Raw genomic sequence first — 25622 nt, 5'->3', positions numbered from 1 at the left:
GAGACGCCGACCGGCCGAACCGGCCGGCGTCTCCTCCTCCCTCAGACCTACCCGTAACCCTGCCAGGCATCCCGGCGCGCCCACCCAGCGCGCCGCCCGGCGAACCCCACCGAAGGAGGGACCCGCGATGGGCCTCAACAACTTCACGTCGGGCTCCGACGACGACACAAACAGCGGCGGCACGCCTCCGAGCTTCCCGCCCATGGGCGGCATCCCCAGCCAGGGCGGCCAGTCCGACGACGCCGTCAAGGAGCTCCTCGTCGACTACAACGAGAAGTTCAAGAACGCTGACCCGACGATGTTCCGCGACGCGCTCATCGAGCAGGTCCTCTCCGTCCTGATCAGCCGGAACAAGCCGAACGTGCTCCTGAAGGGCTCCGCCGGCGTTGGTAAGACCCGGATCGTCGAGGACATCGCCCGCCGGATCGCCCTGGGCGACACCCTCATCCCGGACCAGCTCAAGGGCTTCACCGTCTACGAGCTGCCCATCACCAACCTCGTCGCCGGCTCCGGCATCGTCGGGCAGCTGGAGGAGAAGGTCCAGACCGTCATCGACTTCGCCTCAGACCCCAAGAACAAGGTCATCCTGTTCATGGACGAGATCCACCAGATCACCGGTGGATCCACCTCCCACACCGACTCAGTGCTGCGAAAGGTCTCGCAGGTGCTCAAGCCTGCCCTGGCCCGCGGCGACATGCGCGTCATCGGTGCCACCACCTCCACCGAGTCCCGGGCCTTCGACGACGACCCTGCCTTCGCGCGGCGCTTCACCCCGCTCATCGTCGACGAACTGACCGTCGAGCAAACCCTCACGGTGCTCGGCAGCGTCCGGCCGGGCCTGGTGGCGCACTACCGCCATCAGATCGCGGTTTCCGACGATGTCCTGGCGGAGACGGTCCGGATCGCGGAGGAGAATTCCCGTGCCGGGCAGCACCGCCCCGACAGCGCCATCACGCTGCTGGACCGGGCGATGGCCGACCGTGTGCTGGAGCAGAAGAAGCTCATCGTCCAGGCCGAGGCAGCCGGAGACACGGCACTCGTGAACACCTTGCGGTCGATCCCGCAGGTGCCGCTGACTACCAAGCGCGTCCTGGACGTGGCCAAGCGTCTGATGACCGGAAACGCCCAGCGCCCGGAGTTCGACGTCGCAACCCTCCGGGCGACCCTGCTGGGCCGCCTGCGCGGACAGGCCGACGTGCTCGAGAAACTCGTGGACCGCCTGGCCCGCGAGGAGCTGGACCTGTTCCCGACGTCGACCCCGACAACCTGGATGCTCGCCGGAGCCTCGGGCGTGGGCAAGACCGAGACCGCGAAGATCATTGCGGAGCAGATGACCGGCACCGAGCCGATCATCCTGAACATGACGGAGTTCCACACTCCCTCGGACACCGCGAAGATCGTCGGGGCACCTCCCGGCTACGTGGGCTCGGACTCCAACCGCGAGCTGCCATTCGACACGCTCGAGTCCAACCCCCACCGGGTGATCCTGCTCGACGAGTTCGAGAAAGCGGACAAAGCCGTGCAGCGGCTGTTCCTCTCGGCCTTCGACGAGGGCTACATCCGCAACGCCCACGGCAAGGTGCTGGACTTCTCCAAGGCGCTGGTGATCTGCACGACCAACGCCGCGCGGGAAGCCCTGAACCGCAAGCCGGTCGGCTTCGGCTCGGCCCCGCCGGCGGTCTCCCACCGGTCCCTGACCAAGGAGCTGGCTCAGTTCTTCGACGCAGAGCTGCTCGGGCGGTTCTCACTCGTCGTGGGTTTCAACCCGGTCGACGAGCAGGCCTACCGGGAGATCCTCGCGGCGGAGTACAGCCGCCAGCGCGAACGGATCCTGGACGCCAGGCCCCGCCTGGGCCAGACACTGCCCGCGTCGATCCCCGACGACGAGCTGCGTGCCGTCGCCGAGGAGACCTACGTCGATTCCCAAGGTGCGCGTCCGGCCGGCAAGGCTGTGCGCGTGTGGATCGAGGACCGGCTGCTCGCCGCCCAGGCAGCGCCAGTCCCGTCCGCACCACCTGCGGCCGCCGTCTCCGACGAGCCGGAAGCACTGTCCATCGACTGATCCGGCACGACACTGCGTTCGAGCACCCCTGTCCCGGATACCGGGGTGGGGGTGCTCGTGCGTACGCGCATCGCGTTCCACCACAGGAAGTAAGGACGTCACCGCCATGACCATCACGACCACCCACAACACTATCCGTGCAGCACAGCCCGAAGACAGGAGCGAGCAGATCTGCGACGACGCACGGCTGCTGGTCTCCGCCCACTCCGAGGACGCGGCCGACTGCCGTGATCTCGTGCTCATGCTCGGCCTTGTCGAGGTGGACCCCTCGGGGTCCGTCACCAAGGCCAATCCCTGGAACGCCGACTGAAGGTGCTTCCCGCCGGGCCTACCCAAGAGGTGAGCCTGCGATGAACGACCGCGCGCCTGGGTAGCGCGCGGTGTCCGGGTCCGCGCGGCTGACGCCGCCGCGCCCGGATTCAGGGGCCTCACGGCCCCTGACGGGTGGGTTGAGAGGAGCGCGGGAGGGCTCGTCGCCAGAGGCGAGCCCTCCCGCTCTCATGCCCGCGCCCGTGACCCAAGCGCTCGTCTACGAGCATTCGACTGACCATTCGTCTCCTGTGAGAATGGTCTATGCGGCTTCCATTCGATAAACCCTCTCGACCCGCCTACTGATTCGTTCGAAGAAAGACGACACCATGCCTATTCTGCTTGACGACATCGACCTTTCCGCAGCCGCCGTCGCTGCCCAGAAGACCGTCGACCCGAAGTTCTTCTCCTCGCGCCTGACCGGGTCCGGCAAGAAGACCGGCCTGCTCAATGAGAGCCTGCGGCCGATCAACACTGCGACCAACACCGCCTACGCGGTTGACCGCGACATCGAGGTCAAGCAGAGCTCGACCCACCACGACATCACCACCGCGCTGGTGCCGCTGGCCCCGATCACCCGCCGCTCCCTGCTCTCGGGCGGGTCGTTCACGCTGCCGGTACCGCATGTCGATGACCGCTTCGAGCTCGACATCGCCACGCCGACCAACTCCTGGGACGTGCACTTCGACATGACCCCCCAGGCCCTGACCGTGTACGAGGACAAGTCCGGCGACAAGATCCGCCGTGACCTGGTGATCCAGTACCGCCTGGAGCTCTACTTCCTCAAGCAGGGATTGGCCGAGCCCGAGCGCGCCATATCGGTGTCCCGCTCCATCGGCTACGGCAACCACGACGCGGCGGTGTTCCTGCAGTGGGACACCAGCCCCGCAGAGAATGCCCGCGACGTCATCGAGGATGTGCTCTCGGCCGCAGGGTTGAGTGCCACCAACCTCGACAAGCTCGGCGACTGGATGGACGAGTACCCGATCTACGAGCGCATCACGCGCCTGGCCCAGATCTGGGACTCCGAGGCCATCTCGGACACCGTCTGCCAGTACGTGCAGGACATGCCGGCCAGCCCCACCGAGGAGCAGCTGAACATGCTCGCGGTGCAGCTGCGCTACCTGGAGAACTACAACGTCCCGCTGGAGGCCTACCGCCGGATCCACCAGCAGCTGGACACCACGTTCTCCGCGCCGATCGCGGCGAAGCTGTCCAAGCAGAACCTCAGCCTGCTGATGAACCACACCCTCGACCACCTGGAGCGCATGAAGGGCCAGCTCATCACGCCGCCCCAGCCGGCCACGGCCCCGGTCTTCCCGCCGCACCTGTCCAAGCAGCAGCTCGACGCGCTCAGCACGCACGAGCCGCTCGTGATGACGCAGGCCGGCGCGGGCACAGGCAAGTCGACCGTGATCCTCGAGCGCATCAAGTACCTCGAGACCTGCGGGGTGCCCGCCAGCGACATCACCGTCCTGTCGTTCACCAACGCCGCCGCCGACAACATCACGGAGAAGAACCCCAACGTCGGCTCGATGACGATCGCCAAGATGATCATCGACATCTATTCGATGAACCACCCGACCCACAAGGTCTCGGCCATCGACACGATCATCAACTCGATCGACATCTTCTACCCGAACAGCCAGTTCGCGGCGACGTTCCGACACCGCCTGCTGGAGGTCGACCAGAACAAGACCGGCGCGTTCACGACCCTGAACACCTTCGTCGAGAACCACTTCGACGAGGTGATCGCGCTGCTCGACCGCATCGAGCAGACCTCGCTGGAGCTGCAGATCATCATCTGCTACCAGAAGATCGATGACATGTCCGAGCCTGCCCACGTGCAGAGCAAGTACCTGATCATCGACGAGGTCCAGGACAACTCGGTCTTCGAGTTCATCTACGTGCTGAAGTACATCACCAAGCACGCCCAGTCGCTGTTCATCGTCGGCGACGCCAGCCAGACGCTGTACGAGTTCCGCTCGGCCAACCCGAGGGCGCTCAACACGCTGGAGGGCTCGGGGGTCTTCGCAACCTTCCGGCTCACGACGAATTACCGGAGCAACCAGGAGATTCTCGACTTCGCGAACGTCGTGCTTGGCGGTCTGGAGACCAACCAGTTCGCCAACATCCAGCTGCAGGCCAACTCGCTGGCGGTGCCCACGGCCGACTCCTTCCAGGAGAAGGTCACCCTCAACTACCACGAGGTGGCCCGCCTGACCGGCTTCATCGCCAACGACCTGCAGCCGCTCGTGCGCAACACGGTGATCCCGGAGTACGTTCAGGCCTGCCTGGACCGCGGCGAGCAGGTGGCCTTCCTGGCCTACGCCCGCCGTGAGGTGGCGCTGATCCAGGAAGTGCTCGAGAAGGCCTACCCGAATAAGCACGTGGCCTCGCTCGTCAGCGACCGCGTCTACGCCACGGACATCTTCTCGAAGTACATCAAGTTCTTCTGGAACGACGTCCTGCAGGTGCAGCCGGCCAACGCCTCGTTCGTGGTCTCCCAGGGGATCAAGGACAACATGGGCAAGCTGACGAAGAATGCCGGAAACGTCAACGTCGAGAAGGCAATCCTGCGCACCATCTCCGAGTGGTGGGTCGAGAACAGCGCGGCGATCAACGGCTGGGTGGCCCTGTGCAACCAGGGCAGTCTGCCTGCGAACGTGTTCTTCGACCGGCTCCGCGACAACCTCCTGTCCTTCGAGATCACGCGCAACCAGCAGAAGCTGAACGTGAACAAGCAGAAGAACCAGGAGCGCAAGCGGAAGAACCTCGAGTCCAAGGCCGATCTCGTCGTCTCGACGATCCACGGTGCCAAGGGCCTCGAGTTCGACAACGTCGTCGTCCTCTACAAGGAGGACGCGAAGATGACCCAGGACACCAAGCGGATGTTCTACGTCGCGTTCACGCGCGCCATGAAGAGCCAGTACGTGCTCTCCTACGGCACGGCGAAGAACCCGCCGATCCAGAGCAGCTACGAACAGATCGTCAACGCCCTCACCGAGCGTGACGAGAAGAACGCGCAGCGCGCTGCGGGCATCGACCCGACCCTTCTGGTCGACGACGAGGACGCCGGTACCGCCGGCGACCAGCAGCAGGTCGCAGAAGCCGTCTGACCGACGGCACCGGCGCGGGCGCTCCACCTCCACGAGAGGTCGGAGCGCCCGCGCCTCCTGCTTCCCATCCCATAAACACAGCCAATGCAGCTTCGAAGGAGCACGCCATGACCGCCACTGGAATCCAGGCCGGCTCAGGGGAGCTCGTGCCGGGCCCCGACAGTGCCTACGACCTGGTCATCTGCCACGACGACCGGATCGTCTTCCACGACCACTACCCCTCGCCAGCATTCCGGCTGCGCATGTGCGCGCAGCTGCTGACCGCCTCGGACGTCGTCCTGGGCGCAATCGACGCCTCCGCCGCGAACGAAGTGCACGAGCTGTACCAGTCCAGCTCCGGGCAGTGGGAGAGCGCCCCGGACAGCGTGGTTAACGCCATCGCCAAGCTCTGCCGCCGATGGGGCGTCCAGGTCTACGTGAGCACAACCCGCAAGAAGACCGAGGTTCCCGCCGCGCTCTATTCGGTGATCACCGAGTACGGCCCCGGACAGACCGTCGCCGAGCACTTCACCTCCAGAGAGGCCCGCCGGGCCAACCTCATCGAGCGTGCCGACATGTTCTTCAGCTCCCGCGGCAGCATCCCCGAGCGGGTGCTGGCCGACGAGCAGCGCCTCGCCGCGCTCGTGGGTGCGTTCCTCATGCCCGCCACCGTGCTCCTCACCGAGGCCGTGCTCGACGAGGCCGACGGCCACTACAAGCCCTCCGGCCGGCCACTGCCGATCCTCTGAGCGCCGCCCGAGCGGACGGCCCCGACCACAACCCTGACCAGCAGACCCGGAAGGGACCCGCCATGTCCGCACCTAACACCGTCAAGCCCGAGAACCCGTACGCCCATGCGTACGCCGACTTTCTCGCCCAGACCCGGGAGCACGTCCTCGTCGTTCTGCACGACGAGGATCTCTACCGCCACTTCAGGATCCAGGCCCCAGGGACCCGCATGTGGTCCTGGGACGTCACCACCTGGCCCGGCCACCTGGCCACCAGCGGCGACATCGCCGACGGCTACATGTTCACCCGAGAACCAGACATGATCGGGTTCTTCGCGTCGGCCGGCAAGAGCGAGGGCTACTACTCCGACGGTGCGCCAAGCATCGACTTCCGCTACTGGGCCGAGAAGCTCTGCGGCGGCCGCTCCCGCGAAGTAAAGCAGTACGACCCGGATCCCTTCATCCAGCTGGTGCGGGAGCACCTCGAAGAAAGCGAGGGACTCGGCACCGAGGCCCAGGAGGTCCACCATCAGCAGTTGGCGCTGCTGGCGCGCCTGCACGAACTGCGCGGCCTTGACGGGGACGCACAGTTGGCGCTCTTCGAGGCCCACTGGAACGCCCAGGAGCACCTCGCGGCCACCGGCACCGTGCTGAACCACGAGCGCCGGAACGCGGCCGCTGCCGCGCGCGCTGCCCTCTGGAACACCGACGGCATCCCCGACGAGAAGTTCGACCGGCTCACAGAGGAACAAAACTGGATGGAGCTCGCCGACATCGAGGTCCCACGACATTCCCCTGCCGAGCGGCGCATGGAAATCATCGAAGACGCCCGCTGGCACGCCGACAGCGAGTCGGAGGCCCACAAATGGCTGGCTGAGCACGAGGACACCGTCGGCTCCGACACCTGGGAGTGGGACCTGCGCGACTGGGACATCCACTTCCTGTTCACCTGCTACTGCGTCGACCTGGCTGTGCGCCTCTACCGCGAGCACGCCGCCGCGAAGACACAGCAATCCGCCGCCTGAGCCGACCCCACCCACATCCCGACCCAAGGAGAACCCATGAGCGCCGATATGCTCACCGCGGCCATCGCCGTCCCGGCCGACCGCACCAAGCCGATCGACTTCGAACGCGGCCGCCTGATGGTCGAGGAGACCGCGGACCCTGAATCGTTCCGGTTCGACGACCCCGAGTCCCAGCTCGAGGAGCTGGTCGAGGACTTCGACGCCGACATGCACCTGGACGCCGAGGGCGAGCCGAGCCCGGAGGTCATCAAACGCGTCGGCCGCAGGGTCATCGACGAGCTCGAAGAGGCGCTGAACTCCAGCGAGACGGACACCATCGAGGTCGCCGGCTACCGGCTGTACCTCTCCGGCGGACTCTCCTCGGGCGATTCCCCCACCGACGCCGCCGACGCGATCTGGCACGCCCACCACCTGCCGGTGACCGTCCTGCTTGCCATGGGATTCATCCCCGACTGCCGCAGGACGCTGTCCCGGACCAACGGCAACCCCGGACCTGTGACCGACACCGACATCGTCGACGCCATTGCCCTCGGCCTCGGCACCAAGCCGGAGTGGTCCGGTGCCGACGAACTGGAGTGGATCGCCAACGCGATCGGCTCCGTCCGGCCGCACCCGGGAGACCGGGACCCTGCCGAGTACCACACGGAGTTCACGGAGCGGCACGGCTTCGATCCGGTCGACGACAACTTTCTCATCGGCTATGTCAGCCAGTACGACAACCAGGAAGGCGGGGACTGACCTTGGCCAGCGGTGTTTTCATCCTCTGCGCGTGCTGCGCCCTCAAGCTCGCGAACGACGACGAGTCGGCCTGCCGCGACTACCACGGCCACGACCACGCTCGGCTGCAGGTGCCGGCTGGCACCACGATCACCCAGGGTCCCCACGAATGGGCCGGCTCTCTCGAACTGACCTGCCATGGTCATGAAGAGGGGACCATCCAGCCCCTCGGGGAGTACTGGGTGGCCAAGCCCGGTCCAGCACCGGCCGAAGAAGGAGTGCGATGAGCAGCCGGACGCCAGTGCCCGATGCCCTCTTCGACGCCGATCTCTGCCAGCCTCTCGGCCGCGAGGACTGGGTTGACCGCTTCGACTGGGTGATCATCGACAGGCGCGTCGTGCACGCGCCTGTCACTTGGACATGGACGTGTCCCACATGCGGAGAGTCCGGCGTCATGCCCGATGGTCCCGACCTGCTGGCAGTCCCGCACGGGTCACAGCATGCTGCAGGACTTTTCGGGACGATCGTCCTGCTCGACGTCGAGGCCGAGCGTCCGTCTACTGAATAGCCTCACCGCCCGGAAGGAGGGACCCACCATGACAGAAATCAGCACTGCCACGGCCGCGGTCCTCTCGCCGGCCGTGATCGTCGACATCGACGGGACGGTCGCCACGCACACCCTTCCCGACGGACGCTTCATCAGGGGACACCACGAGTACCGGCTCGTCCCCTGGGACCTGCCCAACCCGCCGGTGATCGAAACCGTGCGCGCCCTGCACGCTGCCGGACTTAAAATCGTGTTCTGCTCCGGCAGGCCGGTCCTGGACGACAACGGCTGGGACGTCGGCCGCGCGACCTACGCCTGGCTCATCGAACATGTGGGGGAGTGGGCTGCCAGCTGCCCTCTGTTCATGCGCGGACAGGGCGACCGCCGGCCGGACGACATCGTCAAGCCCGAGATCTACGAGACCTTTATCCGCGGGCGGTGGGACGTCCTGCTCGCGCTGGATGACCGGCCCAGGGTTATCCGCGCCTGGCAGGCCCTCGGCGTGCCGGTGTTCGACGTCCAGCCCGGCTCGGGCGAGTTCTGATGCATGGCCCGCGCCCTCGACCCGCAGTGGGCCGCAGGGCGCGGGCCTGCTTCTCTTCAACTGCCCCGCTACGCCATTCCCCAGCGACTCAGTGTCCATCAGGAATGGTGGGATATGAGGCACTGGCATCCCATTCGACCACGAATAGACTGGAACCATGACTGACGACAAGACCCCCCAGGCCCCGCGCGAGGGCTCCCTGCCGAAGTTCTCCGTGAACGTCGCCCCGACCCAGAAGATTACCGCCGCCGACCTGGGCACCCTGCTCGAGCGCTTCCGCGCCGGGGATGCCGAGCCCCTGATCTTCGGTGACGGGAACGTCCCCGAGGCCGCCGTAATCCCGTTCGCGGACTTTGTCGACCTGCTCCGGCGGGTCCACGCCGACGAGACTGCCTTCCAGGCCGAGCTCTCCCGCCGCATCCGTGCCTCCGACGCCTCCGAGGAGCCCGGCCTGACCCTCGATGAGCTCGGCGATGAGCTGGGCGAGCCGGCCCGGTCAATGATCCGCAAGGTGCTCGACGATGACTGAGGGGCTGCGGATCAAGGTCCATCTCAGCCCCGGGGCCCGCCAGGACATCGAACGGCTCAACCAGCGCGCCCTGAAGAATCCGCACAGCCGGGACGAGGCGCTCCTTGAGGCCACCATCGTCATGCTCCACCGGCTCAACGGCCGCCGTCACCCGACTAAGCCGCTGGACTACGACTCCCGCTTTGCCGACCTCTCCGACTGCGACACAACCTACGTCGGTGCGGACCCCCATGAGAAGCCGCCGCTGCGCATCGTCTCACGCGACGTCAGGCCCGAGCCGCCCGGCGGCATCACCCGGCGCGAGATCGTCGCCATCGGCGCACGCCGCGACAGTGAGGTCTACCGGACAGCCGGCCAGCGCCTCGGGCGGCCCGTCGGGGTCACCCTCGACCAGCTCGCCGTCCAGCGCCGCGCATCCGCGGCGAAGAACCATGCCCCGCAGGCGGGCAGGGGGCTCGACACACCCGCACCAGTCGGTGCAGACCTCGAGTTCGACTGACCATTGGGCATCGTTTCTGTTCGTCATTCAGCCTTTCTCATAGAATGGACATGAATGATGATTCGATGGAGACGGGATGAAGTGATGCACGACTACGACACGGACCACCAGACTTGGGATCCGGCAGTCGCGGAACCACGCCGGGGGATGAGCCCGCGGGCGCAGCTGACAATCCGCCGGAGCCTTGCCCTGGCGATCGCCCTGGGAATGGCCTACGGCATCTTCCATGTGGTCTTCCGCACCGATGTTCTTGCGCCGGTGCTCGCGTACGCCGAACCCGTCAAAGACGGGATCACATGGGTGATCGAGGACCCGAAGCGGGCCTGGCTGGCCTTCGCCGTGCTCGTCATCCCGCACATCGGGCTCTACTACCTGCTGTTCGAGGACCGGAAATGAGGGGACTGGCCATGCTCAGGAACACCAGAACGATCGTGGGGCTGTGCGCGCTCAGCGGAGTCTCGGTCACCGCCGTCATCGGCTGGGCTACCGGCTTCTTCGCCTGGGCCGTGGGCTCCGTCCGTAGCCTGTGGGATGGCTTCATCGCCTTCCTCAACTCGCCATTCAGCTGGGAGCACCTCGCCGCCGGCGCGGGGGTGCTGCTCGTACCAATCGTCATCATCGTCGTGATCTTCGCCCTCGCCGACAATTGACGGTGCGTGGAGCTGACGAAGCCCGCGGGGTGCGCAGCTCGAAGACAATAACTCCCTAAGCGCCCTACTCCTGAGTTGGCATCTGAATCTCATCCCGCCAGCTTGGAAGTTCTGTTTCATCGAGATCAAGATCGCGTTGAACAAGCTTCCTATATGCGAAAAATGCCTCATCGGCTTCCATCATCGCGCCAACAGTGCCTTCTCGGAGCTTCGTTGTAGCGCCCGCAAGACGGCGGGCTGCTACCGCTGCCTCAGCGCTAGCGAACAGTTCGACGTCCAGGAGCTTCGTAAAAAGGTCTTTAGTCCAGTCAGGTTGAGGGGTCTCTGTTCCAGGGATACCCACCCGTGTGTAAATGGCCATCCAATGCTGAAGCCGCCGGTGCTCAGCGATGAAACTCAAGTGAGCTTTGTATCTGTGGTCTTTTGCCCATAACCTGCGTTGGCGCTCATGCTCTGCGGCTGATTGCGACTGATCCCGAGCCCACTTCTCTGCTTCCCGGGCGGCTGCTTGACGCTGGGTGTACACCACACCTCCCAAGGCGATCAGGCCAGTGATCAAGCCGGTAATCAGGGACGGTATGACGTTCACTAATTCCATCCATGTATGGTCACATACGGCCCGCCAACATCGATCCTCATCTCCAGTGGTTCTCGTCGAAAAGGTGTCATCACTGGTGTAACCGATTCGGGAAGCGAATTTCTGCGGGGTTCAGCTCCGGTCGTACCCGAACAAGACGAACCGAATGCCGGAATGCCTGACCCGACCAGGCAACGTCCGCCGAGACCTCCACAACCAATGGATCCACCAAAGACAGGCGAGTTGTGCCGCTCTCCTTGGTGAAGCGGTCCAGTACCCGTTCGCTGATTTCCTCCGGCCACGGATGCCTTCCCCGGGGAGGACGAAGATATGTGGCCAGGTCCTTTCCGGCACGAGCCGTCAAGGACGTGGAGCGGCCGACAATGCGCAGCCGTCCGTTGACAGGCAAACCCACCACCGCTGCCCGCGGCTGCGCCATGGGACCTATGACTGCCCCAAGAACCACGTCAAAGGTGCTTCTACTCTTGACCTTCAGCCAGATCCGGCGGGGCTCGTACGTTTGCCCTTCACCCTTGATCACAATTCCTTCCACACCCGTGGCGGTCATGTCACTGAACCACGTGGCCGCCAGGGCACGGTCGCTGGTCACCGGTGACAGATTCAGTGGCGGAATCCACCCGCGCGCCAGTTCCTCGAGCAGAGCCCGGCGGTCCCGGAATTGAAGCCCACGGGTATCCTGCCCGGCCACTGCCAGGACGTCGAAGGCGATCAGCGAGGCAGGGCTTTTCACCACGAGCTCCGCAAGTGCCGCCTTCGAGCTCACCAGGCGCAGCTGCAACGCTTCGAAATCCAGGCGGCCGCCGGACCACACCACCACTTCGCCGTCGACAACGCAGCCTGGCGGAATCTGCTCACGCGCGGAAGCCAACACGTCCGGAAAGTACCGGCTCAAATCCTTACCCTGCCTGCTGTAGAGCCACGCCCCATCCGAACCGACCAGGCACACTGCACGGAAACCGTCGAACTTCATCTCAAAAACTGAGCGGCCAGACAGTGCGTCACCACGTGGAATCGACTCCACGGCCTTGGCCAATGCAAGGGCAACAGGAGGATGCAGAGCGGCCGGCAAACCTTCGAACATGGTGGGCACAGCGTATGCCCAACGAAGCCACGTCGAAACAAGATTCCCTCCTCGGTGGAACACAACACACAGCCCCGGGAAGAGTCACAGCAAAGCTGTGACCGGGTCCTTCCGTGACCAAGAGAAACCAACCACACTCGAAAAGGGGCCGTCATGTCCACCCAAGCTGTTCTCAACACCGCCACGTCTACCGGTGGCCGGCGCTACAAGGAACCCACCGCGCAGCAGATTGAAGATGCAAGGGCCCTGATGTTCCTGGCGGCCACAAGGAAGGCGCTGCGGGACCAGGAGCACATCTGGGATGTCGAACTGGAGTTGGAAGTCACTTACACCGTGCACAACCAACGCAGGTACTGCGTGCACGCCACCACCCGTACAGGTGAAAGCCTCACAGGCCCACGCGGAGTTCTCGTGCATCCGGCCAACGGAACTGCGGAATCGGCCGCCTGGAGCATTGCCACCGAGGCTCGCAATGCCACGGCAAAACGCTGGCGAACGGCGGCCATCAGAATTGCGTGACTACTGGCCTTTACCTGGGCGGGGCTTTCGAGGACCTTTTGGCGTGGTTTGTGTTTTGGCAATGCCGATCTTTAGCCAGAACCAACCGACATACCAAAGAATCGCCACCAGCCCGAGCACAAAGCTGCCAAGCAACACTATTTCCGATGCGTCGTGCACAGGGACCGGTCCAGGCACCTGCAGCCCCTTACGCACAGAAGAACCCCGGTGATGCTTCCGCATCACCGGGGTTCTTCTTTTTTATGTCTGCCGCTTTCCCTCGTCTATCCCGCCGCCCGGGCAAGGCCCTCCTCAGCCTCGTCAAACTCGTCGATCAGCCTCAAGGTCTCCGGGCCACCCAGGTCAGCGTCCGGGTCGAGCCGTCGATTGATGCTGCGTGACGCGGAAAACTTCAGCACCGAGTAATCATCCACGTCCTTCTTGCCGAACCGGACCTTGTGACCTTTGTGCGTCTGCCGGGCGAAGCGGCCAAAACCGGTGAGCACGACAGTGTCTCCACGGCGCACGGCGTCGGTAAGCTCCGCGATGAGCGACTCGTACACCTCACTGACCACCCGTATCGGCTGTCCGCTGCGCCCGGCAACCTTCGAGATGAACCCGCGCTTGCTGATCCGCGGATGAACCGTCGTCTTCATGCCCACACCTTTGTCCTATCGTCCCTTGTCGTCCGCTTCCTGCTTGAAAACCAGTTTATCCGACAGGTCTGTGGAAAAGCGATCCACAGACCTGTCGGTATCCATTCAACTAAAGCTCGAAATCAGGATCAATGGACTGGCGGTCGTCCTTGTACTCGTAGTCAACTGACTCAATAATCGACCGGGTCTTCGGATCACGCCGCGTGCTGACGATCTTGTCGTGGGACTCGTCGAACCGCTGCTGGTCGGCGATCCGGTGGGCTGCGTTGAGCTTGGCGTTGATGTTCTTATCGCCGAACTCCATCATCGAACCCACCGAGGACTTCGCACCCTGCTTGGTCGCGTTGACGTTCTTCTTGTTCTGCGCACGCTGCTGCTCCCAGCGACCGCGGTCCTCGGGCGTAACGTACCCGAACATCTGGGCGAGGCGGGAACCGTACCGCTCCTGCTGCTCTACCTGCTGGTCGTCGCTCATGGTCCTGTCTCCTTCTCGTTCGTTTCCGGACTATGCCGGCTGGTAGTCCTCGGCCCCGCGGTCGCGGCTCCACTGGCCTTCCGGTCCCGGTCGGGCCGAGGGGCCGGGCCCCTGTCGGAAGGGCTGGGGCCGCGTGCGCTGCGCCGCGAGGAAAGCAGCGGGATCGTCGACTGCGGCCCGCATCGTGTCCTGCCAGTCCTCGCCGAGGGCCAGCTTGAGCTCGTGCTCGAAGTCCGGGTCCTCCTTGTTCAGCTCCTCGATGGCGTCCACATAGGCATTCGAATAGACACGCTGCTGCTCCTCATCGGAGAGACCATCGATCTCCATGCTGGCGAGCATGCTCTCGGACTGGTCGAGGCGCTGCTGGAGCTCCTCGGGCAGCCCGCGGGTGTCCAGGCCCTGCTTCTTGGCCGCGAAACCGATCATGTAGCCCATGACGCTGCCACCGAGGGCCTGTCCGTCGCCACGCTGGACGCCGTCCAGCATCGCCGCCTTCATGGTTTCCGCCAGCTGCACCTGGTGCTCATCCGGCTCCATCGGCGCGCGCAGCGTGAACATACCCTCGTCGGGGATCCGCCGGCCCAGGTGGTCGTCGAACTCCCCGGTCCAGACCTCACGTACCCGGTCGGTGCCCGCCAGGCGTGCTTCGTGCGGCGGGGACTTGACGATGCGGCCGTGCGCGACGCCGTTGAACATCAGGCGCAGCTCCGGTTCGGACTCCATCCGCTCACCAATGATCGTCCGGGCGCGCTTGACCACCTCGGTCCGATCAAGCCCGTCGTCCTCCATCTGCTGGCGCAGATGCTTGCGAAGGGCCTTGTAGCTGGCATTGATCTGCTTCGCATCCTGCTCGGGATCACGCATCTTCCAGAAGGCGTTCTCCATAAGCGCGACCTCGGTCATGGCTGCCGACTCGGGAGTAAACAACTCACGGTTGCCCCGCTCGCGGCGCTCAAGATCCTCCAGGCGGGTACGCCAGCGCTTGGAGAGGAAGTCGTCCCGGCTGGGGCCCCGCTGTCCGCCTTGCTTCCCGGCCTGCTTCCAGCCGTCGTCGCCGGCGGTCTCCTGCGCCTGCGGCGCGGCCCCGAACAGATCTCCGGCCAGGGCCGCCTGGTGCTCGGCCCTGTCGCCGATGTGCCGGGTCTTCGCATCGATCCGGTCCTGGACCTTGTCCTTGAACGGCTGCAGGTAGGAATCCATCTCCTTCCTGAAGTCAGGAGCGAGCATCCGCATTGCCATCATCATTCCGGCGGCCTGAATGACCGAGTTCGGGTTCACGCCGCGGGTGAGCGGACGCAGACAGCCCTGCATCATCATCTGCATGTAGACCGCGTGCATCGCGTCGAACTCCTTCGTACGCTCCCCGTCGTTGAAGCCGGGCACAAGCAGCTTCGAATCGCGCAGCGTCTGCATGTACGCCTCGCCCGCCAGCCGCGTCTCCGCCCGGAGCTTCAGCAGCCGCTCCCGGTGGTCGAGGCTGTCATCGTCGGCGGCGGCGCGCTCCTGGTCGCGTGTACGCTGGCGCTCCCGCTCCTCGGTCCGCTCCCGCGTCGTGGCACCGAAGAACCCGCGGGCACGGTCGCGCAACCGCTCGCGCTGCCCATGTGAGGTCTCGGGTCCGGCCTGCGTGTCCGCCTCGTCGACAATCTCCGCGTCGATGATGTCCTCCTGCCCGGCGGTTCCGTACACAGGATGGACGGTGTCCAAGGGGTCGACCGGCAGCGCCTTACGCCCCCGGCCCCTGCCGCCCGGACCCATCTCCCGCTCCGTGTCCTGTGTCATGTCAGCCTCCCAGTCCATAGTCGTCATCACTCTGCTGCTGCCCGGTTTCATAGCTCGGCGTCCAGGCCGGGCGACGGCCGCCCACACCGACGGCATGTGCTGAGCGCCGGCTCGCACCGCGCGCCCTGGCGGCCCCGTCCTCGGTCTGCGCGAACACGTCACGCTTGAGGACCGAGGCATCCACCGCGGCCTCCACCGAGTCCAGCCCGTCGAGGCCCTGCGCCGCCAACGCGTCGAGCTCGCGCGCCGCCGCGGACCGGGCACCACGGGTGCCCGCTGAGGCGAACTGCTCGTTCTTCTCGCCATCGAAGACGCTCTCGCGGTTCTTCGCGGCCTGCACCAGCGTCTCGAAGTCGCCGCCGTAGGCCATACGGTCCATCACCGTGCCCGCCAGGGACGGGTCCTCCTCGAGGTTGCGCACCAGGCCCGACTTCGGGTCCTCCAGCGCGCGGGCGACACGGGCGACGCAGTCCGGGTTGACCGAAACGTTGAACCCGTCCTTGGCCTCGTAGAACTCAACGAACTGGGCCTCCCACTCCTCGGCCGTGGCCTGGACAGCCTCGCCGTCGGCGAACTCGGGACGCCACTGGCCGGGGCCGGTGTGCTCAAGCTTGCGGCCGCGCCACAGATCGCGCCCGGGACCCTGCAACATCTCGTACTTGTGCCGGGCCTCCGCAGCGTCGTGCTTGGCCTGCAGGATCGACTGGGTCACCGGATAGGTCACCTCAAGCACCGCCTTCAGGTCAGCGCCGCGCAGGGCGCGCACCGCACGCTGGGAGAACGAGCCACCCAGTCCCGTGCCGTGGGCCTTGATCGCCGTGGCGAACATCGAGGCCTCCTGGTCCTCCTGCGTGATGCCCGGCGTACCCTGCTCGTCGCCGAGGTTGCGGGCGTAGTCCCCGAGCTTCTTCTCGCTGCCCTTGGCTCCGGTCTCGACGCAGACTTCGCGCACGCTCTGCAAGTGCGCCTCGCGGCTGCTGAAGGTCAGCGCCGAGCCGAACTCGCCGCGCTGTGCCGAGCGATAGAGATCGCTGAGCTCCTCGACGAGGACCTCGTGGCCGGCGGCAACCTCGTGCGGATCGCTGACGAACCGCAGGCGGTTCGCCTCCTTGACGGCACTCTCAAGACTCTCCGCCAGCTCCGGGTTCTTGGACAGCGCCACCTGGGTGTCCAGCGAGACCTGCATGGCCAGCGGGTGCGAGCCGTCGGCCTTCACCACGCCGGTGTCCAGGAGGTTCGCTCCGACCGAGAGCCTGGCCATCGCCTCGGCCTTGGCGGCCTCGCTGTGCAGCCTCACCACGGCGACCGCATCACCGTCGAAGTCGCCGTCGAAGCACTGGTCCATCACCGGGTTGATCGCCGCGCCGGTGAGCCGGTCGTCGATCGCCACGCGCATGTAGCGCACGCCGGCGTCGCGCAGGACCGGGTCGCGCCAGACCAGCGCGTGATCGCCTTCGGCCAGGCCCAGCTGCTCGGCCTTGACCGAACTCAGAGCGATCTGATCGATGTCCAGCCGAGGGTCGGCGGTCCAGACCATCGTGGCCGAGTCCGACAGGCGCGAGCTCATCAGCCCGGTCTTGAAGATGTTGTTCTTGCCGGTCAGCACGCGGTTCTGCACGTCCGTGGTGATCGCCTCGAAGGCACGCTGTGCCCGCGAGACAGACTCGCTCATGCCCCGGCGCACCTCGGCGCGCTTGTCCGGCGACAGGCCGTGGTCGTCCAGCTGCTCGGCCATGTACCGGTAGCGGCAGGCTTCGACGAAGACGTCCTGGTAGCTGCGCGTGTAGTCGTGCGTGACGGACGTGCCGTCGTCGAACTCCTGGCCGCTGCGCAGGTGCGAAGAGAGCACCGGCAGCTTCCACGAAGTCGCGCTGACCGTCTCGGTCAGCTGACCCGTCGGGTAGGTCAGCGGAAAGGGGATTTCCATGTCGCCGCCGCGATCGCCGATCAGGTCGCCGAAGGACTTGCGCATGGCCGTGGTGTTCAGCCCCGGCGTCGCGCCCTCGCTGCGCGGCTGCGTGCGCATCAGTTCTGGCATCGGGATCAGGCGGCGCTCGGGCCGCTCGTCGACACTCTCGGCTTGGCCCACGACGCGCAGGGTGCCGTCGGCCTCCATGTCCAGTCCCGCCACCAGCAGATACTCGCGCAGGTTCGACTCGGCACCGGAGTTGTGGCCGTAGAACTCGCGCATGATCGCCGGGCAGTCCTGGGACTGCAGCGCCCAGGCCAGCTGCGAGGAGGCCTTGCGCCCCTTGCCGGCGCGCACCTGTTCGTCGTCGTAGATCTTAGTCTTCTCGTCGACAGCCATGTGGGTGACCACGAACCGCATCTCGCCCAACCCTCCGTCGACCGGCCCGGCCTCGGGGCCCTGGACGGCCGGGCGGCGGATGTCGCCCACGGCACCGCCCATCAGCTCGCGCGCCGATCCGGCGTTGCGGCGGGAGATCAGCGAAAACGGGCTCATCACCACGTCGATGCCCGGGTTCTCCCTGAACCAGGCCACCTCCTGCTCCAGGCCCTGGGCACGCGCCTCGTCCGGGTCCATGTGGCGGTCGACCACCAGAGAGACGACACCCTTGTTGCCGTGCAGATCGCTGATCTTGTCGCCCACGACGAGGTCGCGCAGCTGGCCACCGGCCCCGCGGATGCGGTGCCGCTCGGAGAACTCCGTCGACACCACGATCGGGTCGTCGGCCGTCCAGCCGCCGAAGGTCATCAGAGCGGTGCCGGTCGGCTTCGTCACCTCGGAAGACTGCATGATCGTCGAGGCCGTCATCTGCTGCCGGTCGAACGGGTCATAGCGCAGCGTCTCCAGCTCCGGCCGGCTCATCAGCGGGGCGCGGGAGCCGGTCACGGTCTCCGGGTCACCCGGCTCAATCGTGCCGTCGGGGCGCACGGCGGCGTCCTCGGTGAGGTAGCGCACGATGCCCTGGTTGGTCGCGCCGCCGGTCATCACCGGATCGAAGAAGCCGCCGGGAGCCGTCACATGGTTACGGTCGGTTCCCGTGAGCACCGTCATGTTCCGTCCACCGGTGAGCCGCCAGGCGTCGAAGACGTTGTCGTCGGCCGGGTCGGTGCGATCGCGTTCGGCGCGGTACTCGGCGTAGATCGTCGAGCCCTGCTTGATCTCGTTGGAGTAGCGCACGCGCTTGGCCTCGGTCTCGAGGATCGAGGCCGTCCACTCGTCCAGTCGTGCGGTGGCCTTGCCGGTGGCGGGGTCGACCTCATACGTCGTGGCCCGTTCGATGAAGTCAACCGGGTGCTTGGTACCGTAGAGCTGCGAGTACACCGCGTTCAGCGAGGCCGGCTCGCCGGTCCGGCTGCGGCCGGAGACGAGGTCACCGGCAAGCTGGTACTGGATGCGCTCGTGCATCAGCTGTTCGTAGCCGCGCAGCACCGTGCGCTCCTCGACCGACTTGGGGGCCTCGCCCGGGGTCTGGGCCTTGATCCGCGCCTCGTAGCCGGGGACGATCAGCGCGTTCTCGCCACTGGCGAAGCGCGTGACAATTTCCCCATGGCTGCCGACATCGAAGACCTGGCCGATCTCACCGGAGACCGGCGTGGCCTTGCCGTCACGACGCAGCTTTTCGGCGGTCCAGCTGATGACGCCCTGCGCGTCGACCAGGATCTCACCCGGCGTCGCGGCGTTGCGCTCGATGCTCTCCCGGACGGTCTGACCGATCCGACGCATGAACTCCGAGGGATGCTCGGCGATGGGGGCGGCGGTGGCCGCGTGGAAGGAGACGATCCGGTCCTTGAAGCGGGTCGCCTGGAAGCTGGTACCCATGAGCTCGGTGGGAGGCACCCCGCAGCGGCGCAGCGCCGAGGCGAGATTGTCCAGGTTCGACCACTGGCCGGTCGGGCTGGTCATGTACTTGGCGACGCGGGCGGGGTCGAAGCGTTGGTCGAGCCACTCGCCGTCGATCAGGTGCGGCTCGGCATCCCAGGTGCCGACCAGCTCGAACGGAACGTCATCAGCGTGCGCACGGACCTTGTCGGCGGCCGTGCCACCATAGACCAGGTTGCCCAGGTCCGGAAGCTCACCGGCCTGCAGCTCGCCGATCTCCTCCAGGCGCTCCTGGTACATCTCCTCGGTCGCGCCCGGACGCAACAGCTCGCTGCGCGCTCCGGTGAGTACGTCCCAATATGAGCGCTGGATCGCCGCGACCTCGGGGTCAGAGGCATACTCCGGGGGCTCGATCTCGTCGAGCGCGCCCTCGGTGCGCTGCAGCTCAGACTCCGCGCGCAGAATCAGCTCCTCGACGCCCAGGGCGGCGCGCAGGTTCTCCCGCGCGGTGTCCACGGCCTCGCGACCGTAGGCCTCGGCCGGCTCTGCATCCACGAAGAAGGTCGGCAGGGAGCGGTTCTTGGCATCCCGGCGCAGCATGACCTTGGACCCGGGGCGCGGGGCGCTCTCACCGGGGACGACATAGTCCGCGACGACGAACATGCTCTCGCGGTCGACGTGATAGCTGTCCGGCACGTCGATGAGGGAGCGGCCGCGGCCATGCTCGGGGTGGCTGGAGCCGACGACGCCGACCACCGTGCCGGGAAGATCGTCGCGTTCAATGGGCAGGCCTTGGGCGAAACGCAACAGCCGCACGGCGTCCTCGGAGGTCGGGGCGGGCACGGCCATGCCGCCGGGCACCCGGTGATTGGTGCTGTAGCGCAGCACCGTTCCGTTGTCATAGATGCGCGCCCCGGCGTACTCCTCCTGGCGCGTGTCAGTGAGACGGATCTCCATGCCGGTCCCGGAGATCCGGGCCTTGATCTGCCCGGGCTCACGGTCGCGCAGGACCTCGTAGGCCACGCCCTGGGACTTCAGCTCCTCGAACAGCGCCGCCGAGCGCGCCACCGCCCGCTGGGACATAAAACGGTTGCGGTCAACGCGGCCGGTCTGCGGGTCGCGTCCGCCGTCGATGACCCACTCGCGGACCTGGTCGTACTCCTGGCGGCTCATCTTGTCCATGAGCGCCGTGAGGCCTGCGGCGTCGTCGTTGGTCATGGCGCGGCCGGCCTCGTACGGCTTACCGTCCTCGTCGAGCCGCCAGAGCGTCATGTTCCCGCGGCGCGGCTCAGACAAGGACTCCACCTCGCCGCCGGCGTTCTTCACGATCGTCTCGTCGGGAATGTACAGCAGCTCGGTACCTGCGCGCTTCACCGTCGCACGCTCGGACCAGGCCGGGTCGTAAGGGCTGATCGGCAGCCGCGCCGAACGCGGGTCAATCTCCGCTCCGACACCCGTGGCACGGGTGAACTCACGCTGCAGCGTCTGGTAGCGCTCGTTGGCGGGGGAGTGGTCGCCGAACTGCGGCTCGTAGTCCGGGACGCGCTCGGAGAAGGCCGTGTCGATCGCAGTCAGACACGCGGTGACGCCGAGTCCGGGATCAGCCAGGGCGGTTCCGCGCTGGCCGAGGATCTGGTCAACCCGTCCGCGGATGGCCTTCGCCTGGGAGATGGGAATGATCTCCCCGCTCTGTTCCCGGGCCTGCTCGACTGCCTTGTAGAAGACGTACTCGTAGAAGTACCGCCTCAGTCCGTGTGCCTTCTTCATTGCTACTCAGCCTCCTGTGGACGCTCGGGGACATAACTATGTATAGATCATACCCTGACAATTCGAATGGAAGCGATAGACGAGTCAGAAACGAGCCAAAAGACGAATGCCGGGACAGTCGAATTGCATCGACTGTCCCGGGACGGAGCGAATAGACCCGCCGGCACTACCCCCGGGACTTCATCTCTACGGCCATGGCCCGGTCGAAAGCCCCGTCGGCCAGGACCTCCCAGCTGTGCAGCGAGGCCAGGTACGTGTAAAAGGCGGCGTGCACCTTGACCGTGGCCAGCGACCGCAGATCCTCCTCGGTCACGTCCTGTTCGGCGAACACGCGCGAGCCCTCGTCGCTGATCTGGCCGTTGATCCTGCGGGCGGCGTCGGTGTAGGCATCGGAACGGACCTGGCTGATGTAGGTCTTTGACCCGTCGGCGCTGCGCAGCTCGCCGTCCCCGCCGACTGAGAAGTGCTCGCGGTCCCGCTGCATCTCCACCAGCGCGGTCTTATACGCCTCACCAATCTCAAGGTCCAGGGCCTTGACCTTCGCCGAGCCATCGAGATTGATCAGCATCTCCTTGCTGACCGTGCCCTCGGCGTAGACCAGGCGCTTGTGGTCCTTCTGCGTCGCCTGGTGGGCAGCCACGGTCGCGGCCACCTCCACGTCCTCCAGGAACTCCTCGTCGTTGCCCAGCATCATGGCCTCGTAGTCGTCCGGGTCCACGACCACCGGGGCGTTGGGATCGCCACTCTCGTCGGTGAAAACCATCCGCGTGATGACCTCCATGACCTCGTCCGAGTAGACGTCCGGGTCGAGGCGCTCGATGTCGATGTCCTTGTAGTCGTACGTCTCCTGGTAGAGCGTCTTGGCGTCGGCCGCCCTGACCGCCTGGGCCATGCGCTTGTCGAGCATCTTGACGAAGTCCGGCTGATTCATGCGCACGTCGAACTCCATCGCGGAGCTGAGCGTGGGGATCGTCTGCAGCGAGTACTCGTGCCCCGGGTGGGTGATCGTGTTGCCGAGCAGCTTGAATGACATCGGCAGGATCGTCTCGTTGCGGTTCCAGACCGGCGCGTCGCCGGCGCGCAGCACGATCGAGTTGCGCGGCGAGAGGAAGGCGAAATCGTTGTACTTGATCAGCGGCTCCTCCTCCGTCGACCAGGTGCGCGAAATCGCTCCGTCCGTCTTCCCGCCGACCACCTTGTCCAGGTTCTGCGTGATCTGCTTCGAGCTGGCGTGGGTACGGTGAGTCTTGCCGCTCATCTTCTCCAGCGTCTCAATCATCGAGTCGTCGGTCGACTTGAGGAAGACGATGTTGCTCGTGTTTCCCTGCACAATCTTGTCGACCGACTCGCCGTAGACGTCGCGCAGCTGCTGCAGCGTCTGCAGGATAAGCGTGAACTGCTGCTCCTGGCCGAGGCCGATGGAGAGCATGGTCTCGAAGCCGGCGATGCCATTACCGTCGGACTGCAGGTTGCCGAGCTCGTCGAGCATGAACCGGGTGCGGTAGAGCGGCTTCTGGTTCGACTTGGTCATGTACGACTGGTCAAACGAGACGTCCACCAGCTGCTTGACCAGGATCAGGATCAGCTTGGCGTACTTCATCAGGTGTGGGGGAGTGACGAGAAAGACCGCCTTGGGCGACTCCGAGTACCGCGCCATCGTCTGCGTGATCGCGCGCGCCCGGACCTCGACCTCCTCAGGGTGCCCTCCGCCGGAGAAGTCCAGCTTGCGGCTCGGAAAGGTCGTGTCGCCGGGCTGGAACGAGAGGATCTTCCCGTCGCGGGTGCCACCCTCCCGCACCGGCCGCAGCTCGCGCAGCACGCCGTTCTTCACGATCTTCTTGCCGGTGACCGGCTCGACCACGAAGTGCCGGCCGTTGAGGGAGAGCTGGTAGCTCTTGCGGAAGTGGAAGTAGAAAGTGCGCACGAGCATGCCGCTCTGCGGGTTCTTCAGCTCCAGCTTCAGCCAGGCCTCGTCGCCGGGGAAGATTCCCTTGAAGTTGTAGCGCGCCCAGCCCACGCGGCCGACGATCTCCGAGTGCTCGAAGTCCTTGCCAAGGTTCTGGATGAACATCGGGTCCGCGTACGCCGACCAGCTCGCCATCTGGCCGAGCAGGTGGTCGCGCTTCATGAAGTTCGGCGAGAACCGCACGCCCAGCCGCCGCGGGAAGGACAGGCCCGCCAGGTCAGTGTTCTGGCTCGGCTTACCCGAGGTCAGGGTCGAGATCGTCGGGTCGGTGAAGAAGCTCATGCCCGTGATCGCGATGCCGTAGACCGAGGACATCATCTTCTCCGCACCGGCCATGGCGACCAGGGCGTTGTGGGCGTTGCCGACGAGCGTGCGCATCGAGTTGCGCGGCAGGGCCTGGGTGGCGTTGAAGTAGAGCGTGAGCAGGTCCTGCTCGGCCTTGCCCTCCCACAGGAAATCCTTCTCGGCGACCTTGGCCTGCTCCTCGGCCAGGGCGTCCTCGTCCTCTTCGAACTCGCCGTTCTTGATGCGCTTCTCCAGCTCGGCAGCGGGGTTCTTCCACTTCTTCGAGGTCAGCTGCACGAAGAGCTGGTAGCAGTTGTACAGCGTGACCTTTCCCCACATGTCGTCCAGCCGCTGCTCCAGCGTGCCCGGGTCCATGCCGGTGGCTGCTGCGTACTCGCGCAGCTCACGCTCCTCCTCGAGGTAGTAGTCGATGAGACCGTAGGCGGCCCGTTTGAAGGCGTTGTTCGCCGCGTTCGGCCAGACCGGGTCCTCACCGCCGTCCAGCGGGAAGAAAACCTCGCCAATGTTCTCGATGTAGAGCGCGCACTTGGTCGAGTCGCCCTCGCGGGCGGCGTCGGCGGCCATGCCCAGCGGGTTGTAGATGTCGGTCTTCATCGCGTTGATCAGGTTGAACTGCACCGGCTCGAAGCCGCGCGTGACCAGCGGGATGTAGTTCTTGACGAGCAGCTCGCCCTTGGGGTCGTTGATGACCATGTTCGAGGGCTTCTTCTCCCTCGACCACATGTCGATCATCGGCTCGATGTAGGTCTGGCCCTTGCCCGCCCGGGTGATGGCCAGCACCATCGTGTTCACGGGAGCAGTGTCGACGATGTAGGCACCGGCAGGGCGCTGGACTTCGTACGCCGGGAACTCCCAGTCATCGGTGATCAGGTCAGACACCGTACGGTAGGGCCCGAGCTTGTCACGGTTCGCGCCCTGGAGCTTCCCAGGGTCCTTCGCCTCTTTGGCCTTGCGCCGGCTCTCCTCGGTCGGCGGGTTGTACGGGATCACCGTTGCGTCATACTTCCGGCGCAGCCGCTTGTCCCGGGGCAGGCCCGAGGCGTCGAAGAGCGCCTCGCCGAACTCCTCGTCGATCAGCGGCAGGGTCTCGACCAGCGGCTCGCCGTCGTCGCCGTCCATGACCTCACCCTTGTAGTAGACGATGTTGCCGTCCTGGTCAATCACGTCGGACTCTGCGCGCCGGGAGACCTTGACCGTGCCCAGCCCCTTCTTGCTGAGCATCATGTGACTGATCATCGAGCTGACCTGCACCCCCGAGTGCGCACCGGCGTCCGGAAACCAGTCGTAGTTCTGCTGGACCTCCTCCGGCAGCGCGATGTGCTGGTCGTTGCGGTGGTCGTTGATGTCCGTGTGGTCGACCGTCGCGTTGTGCTTGGCGACCTGGCGTCCGGTCCAGGTGGAGATCACGATCATGACCAGCGCGCCCGATCCCAGCGTCAGGAAGAGCTTGAACCCGGTGACGGACCCCAGCTGCCCGCCGACGTTCGTCGCCGTGGGCGTAGCCCCCTGGTCAACCTTCGGGGCGTCCTGGGCGGCGCTGCCTGCGTGGGTCCACCACGCTGGCACCGGGACGTCCTTGAGATCCGGGTAGCACTTCGAGCCGATCTCGGGGTTACCCTTCTCGTTGACGGCGCGGTAGCACGTCATCGGGGCCCCGCCCTGGCCTGTCGTCGTGTCCTCCACATAGTACGAGTCCGGCTTTCCGCTGCTGTTTCCGCCCAGGCCACCGCCCATCGTCGCCCCGAGCGTGAGCACTGCCGTAGCAATGACCGAGTACAGCACCCACGCCACGATCGCGACCAACAGGCCAGCGACGCCGGCGAGCACGAGGCCCGACGTGTTCGACTTCTTGCTCAGCCGCTCGCCGCGGTCCAGCTGCTGGTCTTCATAGACGTCCCGGTTCGTCAGCGTCTCCTCCGGCCGACGCGCCGAGATCTTCTCCCAGCCGCTGGCCTTGGGCCGTGCCGCCCTGCGCTTGCTGCCTGCCATGGTTCTCCC

20 protein-coding genes are annotated in these 25622 nt (G+C 65.8%); 13 read left to right on the top strand and 7 right to left on the bottom strand.

Features of this window, described 5'->3' with window-relative positions; translation table 11 throughout:
* The first annotated feature begins 127 nt into the window (after nt 1–127).
* The 12 genes from ACPJW8_RS10625 to ACPJW8_RS10570 all read left to right on the top strand — a co-directional run bounded on the left by ACPJW8_RS10625 (nt 128) and on the right by ACPJW8_RS10570 (nt 10708).
* The gene (locus ACPJW8_RS10625; RefSeq protein WP_330194204.1) at nt 128–2062 is read left to right on the top strand and encodes an AAA family ATPase; all 1935 of its coding nucleotides are present in this window, start codon (nt 128–130) and stop codon (nt 2060–2062) included.
* A 106-nt stretch (nt 2063–2168) separates the two neighbouring features.
* Nucleotides 2169–2372, top strand: coding sequence for a hypothetical protein (locus ACPJW8_RS10620; protein WP_330194205.1), 204 nt, complete (start codon nt 2169–2171; stop codon nt 2370–2372).
* 328 nt (nt 2373–2700) lie between these two features.
* The gene (locus tag ACPJW8_RS10615) at nt 2701–5490 is read left to right on the top strand and encodes an AAA family ATPase (RefSeq protein ID WP_330194206.1); all 2790 of its coding nucleotides are present in this window, start codon (nt 2701–2703) and stop codon (nt 5488–5490) included.
* A gap of 107 nt (nt 5491–5597) precedes the next feature.
* Entirely contained in the window at nt 5598–6218 is a 621-nt protein-coding gene (locus ACPJW8_RS10610; protein WP_330194207.1) for a hypothetical protein, read from the top strand.
* A gap of 62 nt (nt 6219–6280) precedes the next feature.
* Complete coding sequence (locus tag ACPJW8_RS10605; RefSeq protein ID WP_330194208.1) at nt 6281–7222, top strand: hypothetical protein; 942 nt, start codon at nt 6281–6283, stop codon at nt 7220–7222.
* 36 nt (nt 7223–7258) lie between these two features.
* Nucleotides 7259–7960, top strand: coding sequence for a hypothetical protein (locus tag ACPJW8_RS10600; RefSeq protein ID WP_330194209.1), 702 nt, complete (start codon nt 7259–7261; stop codon nt 7958–7960).
* 262 nt (nt 7961–8222) lie between these two features.
* Nucleotides 8223–8507 (top strand): hypothetical protein, encoded by a 285-nt coding sequence (locus ACPJW8_RS10595; RefSeq protein ID WP_330194210.1) that lies wholly within the window; start codon nt 8223–8225, stop codon nt 8505–8507.
* A gap of 28 nt (nt 8508–8535) precedes the next feature.
* Complete coding sequence (locus ACPJW8_RS10590) at nt 8536–9030, top strand: hypothetical protein (RefSeq protein ID WP_142938889.1); 495 nt, start codon at nt 8536–8538, stop codon at nt 9028–9030.
* A 157-nt stretch (nt 9031–9187) separates the two neighbouring features.
* On the top strand, nt 9188–9559 hold the full coding sequence (locus ACPJW8_RS10585; RefSeq protein WP_056387433.1) for a hypothetical protein: 372 nt from the start codon (nt 9188–9190) through the stop codon (nt 9557–9559).
* The gene (locus tag ACPJW8_RS10580) at nt 9552–10058 is read left to right on the top strand and encodes a hypothetical protein (RefSeq protein WP_330194211.1); all 507 of its coding nucleotides are present in this window, start codon (nt 9552–9554) and stop codon (nt 10056–10058) included. Before ACPJW8_RS10585 ends, ACPJW8_RS10580 begins: the two co-directional genes overlap by 8 nt.
* An 84-nt stretch (nt 10059–10142) precedes the next feature.
* Nucleotides 10143–10454, top strand: coding sequence for a hypothetical protein (locus ACPJW8_RS10575; protein WP_071416460.1), 312 nt, complete (start codon nt 10143–10145; stop codon nt 10452–10454).
* Nucleotides 10451–10708: a hypothetical protein gene (locus ACPJW8_RS10570; RefSeq protein WP_330194212.1), complete on the top strand. Its 258-nt coding sequence runs from the start codon at nt 10451–10453 to the stop codon at nt 10706–10708. Before ACPJW8_RS10575 ends, ACPJW8_RS10570 begins: the two co-directional genes overlap by 4 nt.
* A 64-nt stretch (nt 10709–10772) precedes the next feature.
* On the opposite strand, the gene ACPJW8_RS10565 is transcribed toward ACPJW8_RS10570, so the two are convergent.
* Both ACPJW8_RS10565 and ACPJW8_RS10560 read right to left on the bottom strand, forming a co-directional pair.
* A complete protein-coding gene (locus ACPJW8_RS10565) occupies nt 10773–11306 on the bottom strand; it encodes a hypothetical protein (protein ID WP_330194213.1) in 534 nt (177 codons plus the stop codon).
* A 70-nt stretch (nt 11307–11376) separates the two neighbouring features.
* Nucleotides 11377–12387: an ATP-dependent DNA ligase gene (locus tag ACPJW8_RS10560; protein ID WP_330194246.1), complete on the bottom strand. Its 1011-nt coding sequence runs from the start codon at nt 12385–12387 to the stop codon at nt 11377–11379.
* Nucleotides 12388–12540: 153 nt separating this feature from the next.
* Between ACPJW8_RS10560 and ACPJW8_RS10555 the strand changes: the two genes are divergently transcribed.
* Nucleotides 12541–12906, top strand: coding sequence for a hypothetical protein (locus ACPJW8_RS10555; RefSeq protein WP_330194214.1), 366 nt, complete (start codon nt 12541–12543; stop codon nt 12904–12906).
* 263 nt (nt 12907–13169) lie between these two features.
* Here the strand turns inward: ACPJW8_RS10555 and ACPJW8_RS10550 are convergent, their stop codons facing one another.
* The 5 genes from ACPJW8_RS10550 to ACPJW8_RS10530 form a co-directional block, all read right to left on the bottom strand.
* Nucleotides 13170–13541, bottom strand: a complete 372-nt coding sequence (locus ACPJW8_RS10550; RefSeq protein ID WP_330194215.1) for an HU family DNA-binding protein — start codon at nt 13539–13541, stop codon at nt 13170–13172.
* Between the two features lie 109 nt (nt 13542–13650).
* Nucleotides 13651–14016 carry a hypothetical protein gene (locus tag ACPJW8_RS10545; RefSeq protein ID WP_330194216.1) on the bottom strand — a complete coding sequence of 122 codons (366 nt, stop codon included), beginning with the start codon at nt 14014–14016 and terminating at the stop codon, nt 13651–13653.
* A gap of 30 nt (nt 14017–14046) precedes the next feature.
* A complete protein-coding gene (locus ACPJW8_RS10540) occupies nt 14047–15798 on the bottom strand; it encodes a hypothetical protein (RefSeq protein ID WP_330194217.1) in 1752 nt (583 codons plus the stop codon).
* 1 nt (nt 15799) lies between these two features.
* Entirely contained in the window at nt 15800–21352 is a 5553-nt protein-coding gene (locus ACPJW8_RS10535) for a hypothetical protein (RefSeq protein ID WP_330194218.1), read from the bottom strand.
* A 166-nt stretch (nt 21353–21518) separates the two neighbouring features.
* A complete protein-coding gene (locus ACPJW8_RS10530; protein WP_330194219.1) occupies nt 21519–25613 on the bottom strand; it encodes a type IV secretory system conjugative DNA transfer family protein in 4095 nt (1364 codons plus the stop codon).
* Nucleotides 25614–25622: the final 9 nt, after the last annotated feature.

The organism is Pseudarthrobacter sp. J47 (assembly GCF_049810315.1).
Lineage (GTDB): Bacteria > Actinomycetota > Actinomycetes > Actinomycetales > Micrococcaceae > Arthrobacter.
The sequence above is the reverse complement of the archived record's forward strand: the minus strand, read 5'-3'. Positions and strand labels throughout refer to the sequence as shown.

Coding starts and splice junctions, on each gene's coding strand:
- ACPJW8_RS10625 (WP_330194204.1), top strand. CDS start 128: ATGGGCCTCAACAACTTCACGTCGGGCTCCGACGACGACACAAACAGC.
- ACPJW8_RS10620 (WP_330194205.1), top strand. CDS start 2,169: ATGACCATCACGACCACCCACAACACTATCCGTGCAGCACAGCCCGAA.
- ACPJW8_RS10615 (WP_330194206.1), top strand. CDS start 2,701: ATGCCTATTCTGCTTGACGACATCGACCTTTCCGCAGCCGCCGTCGCT.
- ACPJW8_RS10610 (WP_330194207.1), top strand. CDS start 5,598: ATGACCGCCACTGGAATCCAGGCCGGCTCAGGGGAGCTCGTGCCGGGC.
- ACPJW8_RS10605 (WP_330194208.1), top strand. CDS start 6,281: ATGTCCGCACCTAACACCGTCAAGCCCGAGAACCCGTACGCCCATGCG.
- ACPJW8_RS10600 (WP_330194209.1), top strand. CDS start 7,259: ATGAGCGCCGATATGCTCACCGCGGCCATCGCCGTCCCGGCCGACCGC.
- ACPJW8_RS10595 (WP_330194210.1), top strand. CDS start 8,223: ATGAGCAGCCGGACGCCAGTGCCCGATGCCCTCTTCGACGCCGATCTC.
- ACPJW8_RS10590 (WP_142938889.1), top strand. CDS start 8,536: ATGACAGAAATCAGCACTGCCACGGCCGCGGTCCTCTCGCCGGCCGTG.
- ACPJW8_RS10585 (WP_056387433.1), top strand. CDS start 9,188: ATGACTGACGACAAGACCCCCCAGGCCCCGCGCGAGGGCTCCCTGCCG.
- ACPJW8_RS10580 (WP_330194211.1), top strand. CDS start 9,552: ATGACTGAGGGGCTGCGGATCAAGGTCCATCTCAGCCCCGGGGCCCGC.
- ACPJW8_RS10575 (WP_071416460.1), top strand. CDS start 10,143: ATGCACGACTACGACACGGACCACCAGACTTGGGATCCGGCAGTCGCG.
- ACPJW8_RS10570 (WP_330194212.1), top strand. CDS start 10,451: ATGAGGGGACTGGCCATGCTCAGGAACACCAGAACGATCGTGGGGCTG.
- ACPJW8_RS10565 (WP_330194213.1), bottom strand. CDS start 11,306: ATGGAATTAGTGAACGTCATACCGTCCCTGATTACCGGCTTGATCACT.
- ACPJW8_RS10560 (WP_330194246.1), bottom strand. CDS start 12,387: ATGTTCGAAGGTTTGCCGGCCGCTCTGCATCCTCCTGTTGCCCTTGCA.
- ACPJW8_RS10555 (WP_330194214.1), top strand. CDS start 12,541: ATGTCCACCCAAGCTGTTCTCAACACCGCCACGTCTACCGGTGGCCGG.
- ACPJW8_RS10550 (WP_330194215.1), bottom strand. CDS start 13,541: ATGAAGACGACGGTTCATCCGCGGATCAGCAAGCGCGGGTTCATCTCG.
- ACPJW8_RS10545 (WP_330194216.1), bottom strand. CDS start 14,016: ATGAGCGACGACCAGCAGGTAGAGCAGCAGGAGCGGTACGGTTCCCGC.
- ACPJW8_RS10540 (WP_330194217.1), bottom strand. CDS start 15,798: ATGACACAGGACACGGAGCGGGAGATGGGTCCGGGCGGCAGGGGCCGG.
- ACPJW8_RS10535 (WP_330194218.1), bottom strand. CDS start 21,352: ATGAAGAAGGCACACGGACTGAGGCGGTACTTCTACGAGTACGTCTTC.
- ACPJW8_RS10530 (WP_330194219.1), bottom strand. CDS start 25,613: ATGGCAGGCAGCAAGCGCAGGGCGGCACGGCCCAAGGCCAGCGGCTGG.